Consider the following 1,283-nt stretch of genomic DNA (forward strand, 5'->3'; position numbering starts at 1 on the left):
CCCTCTTGTTCCATCAAGCGGCTAACAAAGTCAAAGCTGGTTTCGCGGTATTGCACGCAGTAGTCCCACTCGCGGTAGCTGCGGGTCAGGCTGTCTTCAAAGTCGGAGAAACCGAGGTCGCGGAACACCTGCTTGATGATGTCCGGCACCGTGCGGTTCTGGAAAATCTTGCAGTCGGAAGTGCGCGACATCAACCACAGCCACGGCTTGAGCGTGACGTTGTACACGGCAAACTGGCCAATGCCGGCGCCCTGGCTGGCACGCGCAACAATGCCGTGGAACTGGCGCTTGCTGCCGTCTTGCAGCTCCATGGTCACGCCCATGGGTTTGCCCAACAGGTCGTTAAGCGCCACCGAGGTGTTTTCCGAGACCAGGTTCAGGCGGTAGTCGAACACCCGCCCCAGCTCTTCTACGCCGTCGAGCTGGCGCAGTACCAGTACGTCGCTGCCCAGGGGGCTGTCGACCTGCACCAGCCGTGTGTTTGTGCTTAATGCCATTTCTATATCTCGACTGCTTAGGCGTTAAACCGCTTGGCCAAACTCGTATTTGAAGTTACTGCCTTCACGGCTGATACGCACCGCTTCCAACGGCTTGCCTTCGAGCATGCGGGTGAGAAATTCGCGGCTCATATCCGGCAGCAAAGTGTTGGTCAAAATGGTGTCGATCATGCGCCCGCCGCTCTCGGTTTCGGTGCAGCGTTCGGCGATCAGCGCGATCACGCCGTCGTCGTATTCGAACGGCACTTTGTGCGTGGCTTCAACGCGTTTTTTCACCCGTTCCATCTGCAAGCGGGCGATGGATTTGATCATCTCGTCGCTGAGCGGGTAGTACGGAATGGTCACCAAACGACCCAGCAAGGCCGGCGGGAAAATCTTCAGCAGCGGCTCGCGTAGGGCTTTGGCGATGGCGTCGGGTTCGGGCATCAGTTCCGGGTCGTTGCACAGGCTGGAAATCAGCTCAGTGCCGGCATTGGTGGTAAGCAAGATCAGGGTGTTTTTAAAGTCGATCACCCGGCCCTCGCCGTCTTCCATCACACCTTTGTCGAATACCTGGAAGAAGATCTCATGCACGTCGGGGTGGGCTTTTTCCACTTCGTCGAGCAGCACCACGCTGTAGGGTTTGCGCCGCACCGCCTCGGTCAGCACACCGCCTTCGCCGTAGCCGATATAGCCCGGTGGCGCACCCTTGAGGGTGGACACGGTATGGGCTTCCTGGAACTCGCTCATATTGATGGTGATGACGTTTTGCTCACCGCCGTACATGGCTTCGGCCAACGCCAGCGC

The 1,283-nt window shown here is 58.5% G+C and carries 2 protein-coding genes; both read right to left on the reverse strand.

All coding sequences use genetic code 11. From position 1 onward, the window contains the following. Positions 1-497, reverse strand: a 497-nt coding sequence (locus AAAB16_RS12750) for a type VI secretion system tip protein VgrG (RefSeq protein ID WP_340663656.1), incomplete at its 3' end; no start/stop codon positions are given. Positions 498-521: 24 nt separating this feature from the next. Next, a partial coding sequence (locus tag AAAB16_RS12755; protein WP_340663657.1) for an AAA family ATPase occupies positions 522-1,283 on the reverse strand: 762 nt, incomplete at its 5' end.

This window comes from Pseudomonas sp., assembly GCF_037994325.1.
In the GTDB taxonomy this organism is placed as follows: Bacteria; Pseudomonadota; Gammaproteobacteria; order Pseudomonadales; family Pseudomonadaceae; genus Aquipseudomonas.